This is a genomic window from Pseudomonas sp. RW10S2, from assembly GCF_014268985.1.
GTDB lineage: Bacteria > Pseudomonadota > Gammaproteobacteria > Pseudomonadales > Pseudomonadaceae > Aquipseudomonas > Aquipseudomonas wayambapalatensis.
Genome location: NZ_JABWRO010000007.1, coordinates 69,150 through 75,637, shown reverse-complemented (window position 1 = coordinate 75,637; position 6,488 = coordinate 69,150). Strand labels below are relative to the sequence as shown.

The window sequence follows — 6,488 nt, the reverse complement described above, 5'->3', positions numbered from 1 at the left end:
GTGGCGATGCCGGCACCGCCGGCAACTATGGGCTGGATGAGCATTACGACTACGACACCCGCTACAGTCGTGCCCACGAGCATGTCGAGGTGGTGCAGAAGCTCTGGCATTCCTATGAAGACGATGCCTTCCCACGGGATCGCCAGAGCGGGCGCTTCCTCGACCCCGCCAAGCTGCACAGCCTCAATCACAAGGGTGAGCACTTCTCGGTGGTCGGCCCGCTGAACATCCAGCGCTCGCCCCAGGGCCAGCCGGTGATCTTCCAGGCCGGGGATTCCGAGCAGGGGCGTGACCTGGGGGCGACGACGGCGGACGTGATCTTCACCCACGCTGCAAGCGTCGAGCAGGGCCAGGCGTTCTACCGGGACGTGAAGGATCGCGCCGCACGCCTGGGGCGTGATCCTGAGCAGGTGCTGGTGCTGCCGGGGGCCGAAATCTATGTAGGTGATACCGACGAGCATGCCCGCGAGATCGAGCGTCACTATCATCAGGCCGATCACAGCTTCGAGCTGGCGCTGAAGGAGTTCGGGCGTAACTTCGGTTGGCACGATTTCAGCCAGTACGACCTCGATGCGCCGTTTCCGCAGCAGAGCCTCGAGTTTGCCCGCAGCAGTTTCTTCACCAATGCCAAGCGCATCGCCGACCAGGCGCGGGACAAGGGTTTCAGCCTGCGCCAGGCAGTGGAGTTCGGCCGCCAGCTACGCCCAGGCGCCTTCGTGGGCTCGGCGCAGACGGTGGCGGCGAAGATGGCCGACTGGTTCGAAGCCCGGGCGCTGGACGGGTTCAATATCTACATCGGGCATCCGGGGCAGTTCCGACGCTTTACCCAGGAGGTGGTGCCGTTACTGCAGGAGCGAGGTGTCTACCGAACGGCATACGAAGGGACGACCCTGAGGGAGAGCCTGGGGCTAGCCATACCGCGCTTCGCTGGTTGAACCTGGCCGCTTCGGCGATGGCCTCACTGGCCATTTCCGGAAGCGGCAACCCGTTTCGGCTCAATGCACGCGCTTGCGCGTCGCCACGCAGGCCTGGGCCTGCAGCGTCAGTTCGTCAAGGTGCTCATCGCGCTGGCGCTCGGCGTCGATCATCGCCGCCTCGCCATGCTGCTTGAGCAGATAGGCGTGGATCTGACGCACTTCCAGGGTCTGGTAGATGGGCGCAATGTCCAGGCGTCCGACCAGCGCGCCGCTGGCCTTGCCGGTGCTGCTCATCAGCACTTGTGGCCCGGTGGCGCTCACGACCTGCAGGCCCATGGCCTCGAACCAGGGTACGGCATGAGCAAAAGCGCTCATCTCCACGCAGCTGTAGCGCGCCCGCAGGTCTGTCAGCAACCCACGGGCGATGCCTTCACGACGGTGGTCAGGGGATACGGCGAGAAACGCCAGAACACACGCGTGCTGATCATCCTGGGCCGGCAGGGCGAGGGCGAAGCCCAGCAGTTGGTCCGGGGCGTCGGCGTCCAGCGCCAGGACCAGCTCCACGGCCAGGCCACGGGTGCCGTCCAGGGCCTGCAGGTATTGGTGGACTTCGAGGCCGACACCGTACTGGTACAGCGGATACAGCGGGTTGTCCGCGGTGATGGCGACGCTGCTCAGCGCGCCGACATGTTCGATCACCAGCTGGCGGATCTGGTTCTGGAAGGATTCGGGCGGCACGCCGTCGAGGCGGCTCAGGATGAACATCGGGGGACAGGCTCCGGCGGTTGAACTGACCCCGCGCCTGAATGACGCGGGGTGTACAGTCTAACCGCTTTTACAGGCTTGGCCTCACTGGCGCAACGCGGCCAGCATCAAGTCGAGGTTCTGCACTGCAGCGCCCGAAGCGCCCTTGCCCAGGTTGTCGAACACGGCCGTCAGCAGGACCTGCCCGTGCTCGGGATTGGCATACAGTGCCAGGCGCAGGTCGTTGCTGTCGTTCAGGGCCTGCGGGTCCAAGGGGGTCGCAGGCCCTTGCTGGTGCAGGGGCATTACCTGGACATGGCGTGCGCCCTGATAGTGCTGTTCGAGACAGGCCTGCAGGTGCTCGGCGGTGACGCCTGGCGACAACAAACGCAGCTGCAGCGGGATGCTCAACACGATCCCCTGGCGATAGTCGCCGTAGCCTGGCAGGAACATTGGGCGTGCGCTCAGGCCAGCGTGGGCCTGGATCTCCGGGACATGCTTGTGCGCCAACTCCAGACCATAGAGCTGCAGGGCCGGAGCAGGATCGCCGCCTGACTGCTCATGGCGCTCGACCGCAGCGCGACCGCCACCGGAGTAGCCGGAAATGGCATGTACGCTCAACGGGTAGTCCGCAGGCAGCAGGCCGGCGCGCACCAGCGGCCGCAGCAGGGCGATGGCACCGGTCGGGTAGCAACCGGGGTTGCTGACCCGTGTGGCCTGGGCGATGCGCTCGGCCTGCTGCTCGTCCAGCTCCGGCAAGCCATAGACCCATCCAGGGCTGGTACGGTGCGCAGAGCTGGCGTCGATCACTCGCACCGCCGGATTGTGAATTGTCGCCACGGCCTCGCGTGCGGCGGCGTCGGGCAGGCAGAGCAGGGCAATATCGGCGCTGTTGATGGCCTCGCGGCGGCGCTGCGGGTCCTTGCGCTCGGCCTCGGGCAGGGTCAGCAGGCGAAGGTCGCCGCGACCGTGCAGGCGGGCATGGATCTGCAGGCCGGTGGTGCCTTGGTCGCCGTCGATGAATATCAGGGGCTGGTGCATGGTGGAGATCCGCTCAGGAAGGAAGTAGGTGTATCCTCGCGGTTGTTTGATCTAAAGAAAATTTGAATATCATGATGACGATGTTCAGTTTAGCTGAATCAGGACATTCAACCGGACAAGGAGCAGCATCCTGCGAGAAATCAGCCTCGATCGCCTGCGCACACTGGTGGTGATCGCCGACCTTGGCTCCTTCGCCGAGGCCGCTCGCCAGTTGAACCTGGCACCACCGACCATCAGCCTGCACGTCGCCGAGCTTGAAACGAGGGTGGGGGCAGCGCTGCTTACCCGAACCCGCGGGCAGGTACGGCCCACGGTGGTCGGCGAAACCCTGCTGACGCGTGCCCGTCGGCTGCTGGCCGATGCCGACCAGGCGCTGGATGAAGTGCAGCGTCAGGTGGCCGGATTGACCGGGCGGGTGCGCCTGGGCGCCTCCACTGGCGCCATTGCCCACCTATTGCCCAGTGCGTTGGCGGCCCTTCGCAGTGAGCATCCGGGTATCGATGTGCAGGTTCAGGTGCTCACGTCGCAGGCATCACTGGCGCGCGTGCGTGACGGTAGCCTGGACATCGGCCTGGTGGCGCTGCCGCAGGTGGCAGTGAAGGGGGTCAAGCTTACCCCGTGGCGACGCGACCCGATCATGGCCTACCTGCCTGCCGACTGGCAGCCGCCGGCGCGGGTGACACCCGCCTGGCTCGGGCAGCGTGCACTGATTCTCAACGACAGCACCACGCAGCTTTCGCGGGTGACCAGCGATTGGTTCGCGGCAGCCGGGCTGTACCCTGAGGCGCGCATCGAGTTGAACTACAACGATGCAATCAAGAGCCTGGTGGCTGCGGGTTATGGCGCGACATTGCTGCCGCAGGAGGGGGAGGCGCCTGAACTGGACCGGCGCATCGCTCGACGCCCGTTGCGACCGGGGTTATGGCGGGCGCTGGGGATCGCCTGCCGCGAAGGGCAAGTGGAGCGGGCCACGGGGCATGTGCTGGAGGCGCTGGAGCGGTTGCGGCAATGACGGTCTGTGTCGGGTGTGGTCACAGGCATGTACCACAGTGATCTTTGGGCGGGCTTGCCCGCCAAAAGAACACTGCGGTGACGCGGGTTAGCCCCGCTCGCGCTTGCGCACCACCGTCACTGTCTCGCCACCCACTCCCCAGTTGTCGGTGGGCACTTCCTCGATCACCACGAAGGTACTGGCCGGTGGCTTGTTCAGCACCCGTTCCAGCAGTTCGGTGGTGCCTTCGATCAACAGGCGTTTGTGCTCGGCAGTGACCCCTTCGTCGGTCACACGGATATGAACGTATGGCATGGCAGGCTCCTCGGGTTTTCAGTGCCAGGTACCGGCGGTGCCACCGCCGTCTACCGGAAGTACGACGCCGCTGACGAAGCGTGCGTCGGTCAGGTATAGCACGGCATCGACGATGTCCTGCGGCTTGCCGGTGCGCCCACTCGGCGACAAGACACCCAGGCCTGCGACGTCGTTGTTGTGCAGGGGCGTCTCGATGATCCCCGGAGCCACGGCATTGACCTGCACGCCGCTACCGGCCAGTTCCAGCGCCAGGCCCTTGACCGCCTGGTTCAAGCCACCCTTGACGAGGATCGGCAGTGCTGCGGGCACTCGCACGTTAGGCTGCATCGCGACCGAGGCGGTGATCGCGACGATATGGCCATGGCCTTGGGCGCTCATGATCTTTGCCGCGGCCTGGGAGGGGTAGACGAAGCCCTTGAGGTTGGTGGAAAACAGCGCGTCGATGTCCTGTTCGGTGTAGTCGGTGAACGGTTTGGGAATGAAGATCCCGGCATTGTTGACCAGGATATCGACGCGGCCGAACACTTCCAGCGCTGTATCGAACAGCCGCTGTGCGGTGCTGGCGTCAGCGATGTCGCCAGCCACGCCGACGAAGGCGGCCGGGTTGCCCAGCTCGGTGGCGGCCTGATTGAGGCGGGCCTGGGTGCGGGCGTTGCCGACCACATTGTCGCCACGTTCGATAAAGGCCTTGGCGAGGGCGAAGCCCAAGCCGCTGGATGCGCCGGTGATAACGATGGTTCTTGCAGTGCTCATGGTGGGGCTCCAGTTAAGCGAGCCGGTTGGCTCGTTGGTGGAGCCACTCTAAGACCTCATCTGGAGTTGAAAAATAAGGCGGATGGCATTTCAATCGATACTTCATGTAATCAATCGAGCTGTCATGACCCGCCATTTCGATGATCTTCAACTGGGCAGCCTCGAGCTGTTCTGCCTGGCTGCCGATACCGGCAGCTTCACTGCCGCTGCCACCGAGGCCGGGGTCACGCCGGCAGCGGTCAGTCGCTCGGTGGCACGCCTGGAAGAACGCCTGGGTGTACGGTTATTCGTGCGTACTACGCGGCAGATGCGCCTGTCCGATGCCGGCCAGGCGTACTACCAACAGTGCCGTCTGGCACTGGGGCAACTGGTGGAGGCCGAGCGCGAAGTTTCGGGTGGCCAGATCGAGCCGCGTGGGCGCCTGCGGGTCAGTGCGCCGACGCCTTACGCCCATCACCGTCTGTTGCCATGGCTGCCGCGTTTTCGCGAGCGCTATCCGCAAGTGCAGGTGGACGTGCATGTCAGCAATCGCAATGTCGATTTCGCCGAGGAGCAGTTCGACCTGGCCATCCGCGGACGTGAGCCTGCCGATTCGCGGCTGGTGGCACGGCGCCTGGAAAACGCCGAGCTGGTGGTGGTGGGGACCCCGGGCTACCTGGCGCGAGCAGGTCATCCGCAGGTGCCGGAAGACCTGGCGCGGCATGAGTGCATCCTGTTCGAGATACCCAGCAGCGGACGCAGAGCGCCCTGGACCTTTCGCCGTGACGGTGGCCTGGTGGAGATCGAGGTCGGCGGCTCGATCACCTGCCTGGGCGACTTTCTCGCCACCGCCACCCTCGCGCGACATGGTGCCGGCCTGATGCAGGCGTACCGCTTCACCGTGCAGGAGGCCCTGGACAGCGGTGAGCTGGTCGAAGTGCTACCGGCCTTCGGTGGTACGGCGCGGCCATTCACGTTGATCTACCCGCAGGCGCGGCACATGCCGCTGCGGGTGCGGCTGTTCATCGACTTCCTGGTGGCGGGTGGGCAATTACCCGCCACCTGATTGCGTCAGAACCAGCGGTCGTTGCGTTTACGCCCGCGGGTCAGCGCCGGCAGGATCAGGCCGGCCAGCAAGCCAGCACCGGCGATGCTGCCGCCGTAGACCATGTAACGCATCATCACCTGCTTGTTTTCGTCGCCCAGGCGCGCCTGGGTGTCGCGCAGGCTCGATTGCGACTGCTCGAGCTGTTCGTTGAGGGCCTTGGTGCGCGATTCCAGTTCATCGATCAGTGCTTTGCGCGAGTCCAGGGTTTCCTGCATGCCCTGGACGCGAGTCTTCCAGCTGTCGTCGATGGTCTTGAGCTGGCCGGACAGTTCCGCGACCTGAGCATCGAGTTGCGGCAGGCGTTCGCTCTGGCCGGGCACAGTCTGCAGGTCGCTGGTGAGGATCCACACCAGATCGCCGCTCTGGCCGCGAACCTGGCTGTAGTTGCCCTGGGTGCCGATCAGCGACACTTTCTGTCCGGACTTGAGCGTGCCGACGATCCGGTGACCATCGGTCGGGCCGCTGCGCACGTAGGTGCTCAGGCTGTCGCTGACCCAGCGTGCGTCGCTGGAGGGCTCTTCGGCGTAGACGGACGGGGCAGTGGCGAACAGGGCGGCGAGGGCGAGGGTGGCGCGGCGGAATTCGGGCATGGTGGTCTTCGCTGAAACAGTACGGTTGGAGGCCCGGTGACTGGGCCGTG

At 65.2% G+C, this 6,488-nt stretch carries 8 protein-coding genes; 3 read left to right on the top strand and 5 right to left on the bottom strand.

What is annotated here, in order from left to right; all coding sequences use genetic code 11:
• On the top strand, positions 1–935 hold a 935-nt coding region (locus HU729_RS03275), incomplete at its 5' end, for an NtaA/DmoA family FMN-dependent monooxygenase (protein ID WP_186708350.1).
• Positions 936–995: 60 nt separating this feature from the next.
• Here HU729_RS03275 and HU729_RS03270 read toward each other — a convergent pair.
• The gene (locus HU729_RS03270; RefSeq protein ID WP_186708348.1) at positions 996–1,682 is read right to left on the bottom strand and encodes a GNAT family N-acetyltransferase; all 687 of its coding nucleotides are present in this window, start codon (positions 1,680–1,682) and stop codon (positions 996–998) included.
• A gap of 84 nt (positions 1,683–1,766) precedes the next feature.
• Complete coding sequence (gene argC, locus HU729_RS03265) at positions 1,767–2,702, bottom strand: N-acetyl-gamma-glutamyl-phosphate reductase (protein WP_186708346.1); 936 nt, start codon at positions 2,700–2,702, stop codon at positions 1,767–1,769.
• Between the two features lie 130 nt (positions 2,703–2,832).
• On the opposite strand from argC, the gene HU729_RS03260 reads away from it, so the two are divergent.
• On the top strand, positions 2,833–3,714 hold the full coding sequence (locus HU729_RS03260) for a LysR family transcriptional regulator (RefSeq protein ID WP_186708354.1): 882 nt from the start codon (positions 2,833–2,835) through the stop codon (positions 3,712–3,714).
• Between the two features lie 87 nt (positions 3,715–3,801).
• Here the strand turns inward: HU729_RS03260 and HU729_RS03255 are convergent, their stop codons facing one another.
• Both HU729_RS03255 and HU729_RS03250 read right to left on the bottom strand, forming a co-directional pair.
• Positions 3,802–4,008 (bottom strand): 4-oxalocrotonate tautomerase family protein, encoded by a 207-nt coding sequence (locus HU729_RS03255; protein WP_186664387.1) that lies wholly within the window; start codon positions 4,006–4,008, stop codon positions 3,802–3,804.
• Positions 4,009–4,026: 18 nt separating this feature from the next.
• Complete coding sequence (locus tag HU729_RS03250; RefSeq protein ID WP_186708344.1) at positions 4,027–4,761, bottom strand: SDR family oxidoreductase; 735 nt, start codon at positions 4,759–4,761, stop codon at positions 4,027–4,029.
• 124 nt (positions 4,762–4,885) lie between these two features.
• Between HU729_RS03250 and HU729_RS03245 the strand changes: the two genes are divergently transcribed.
• Positions 4,886–5,806, top strand: a complete 921-nt coding sequence (locus tag HU729_RS03245; RefSeq protein ID WP_186708342.1) for a LysR family transcriptional regulator — start codon at positions 4,886–4,888, stop codon at positions 5,804–5,806.
• A 5-nt stretch (positions 5,807–5,811) separates the two neighbouring features.
• Here the strand turns inward: HU729_RS03245 and HU729_RS03240 are convergent, their stop codons facing one another.
• Entirely contained in the window at positions 5,812–6,438 is a 627-nt protein-coding gene (locus tag HU729_RS03240; RefSeq protein ID WP_186708340.1) for a TIGR04211 family SH3 domain-containing protein, read from the bottom strand.
• Positions 6,439–6,488 lie beyond the last annotated feature (50 nt).

Excerpts from the sequence above, each read along its gene's own strand:
- HU729_RS03270 (WP_186708348.1), bottom strand. The coding sequence starts at position 1,682 with ATGTTCATCCTGAGCCGCCTCGACGGCGTGCCGCCCGAATCCTTCCAG.
- argC (WP_186708346.1), bottom strand. The coding sequence starts at position 2,702 with ATGCACCAGCCCCTGATATTCATCGACGGCGACCAAGGCACCACCGGC.
- HU729_RS03255 (WP_186664387.1), bottom strand. The coding sequence starts at position 4,008 with ATGCCATACGTTCATATCCGTGTGACCGACGAAGGGGTCACTGCCGAG.
- HU729_RS03250 (WP_186708344.1), bottom strand. The coding sequence starts at position 4,761 with ATGAGCACTGCAAGAACCATCGTTATCACCGGCGCATCCAGCGGCTTG.
- HU729_RS03245 (WP_186708342.1), top strand. The coding sequence starts at position 4,886 with ATGACCCGCCATTTCGATGATCTTCAACTGGGCAGCCTCGAGCTGTTC.
- HU729_RS03240 (WP_186708340.1), bottom strand. The coding sequence starts at position 6,438 with ATGCCCGAATTCCGCCGCGCCACCCTCGCCCTCGCCGCCCTGTTCGCC.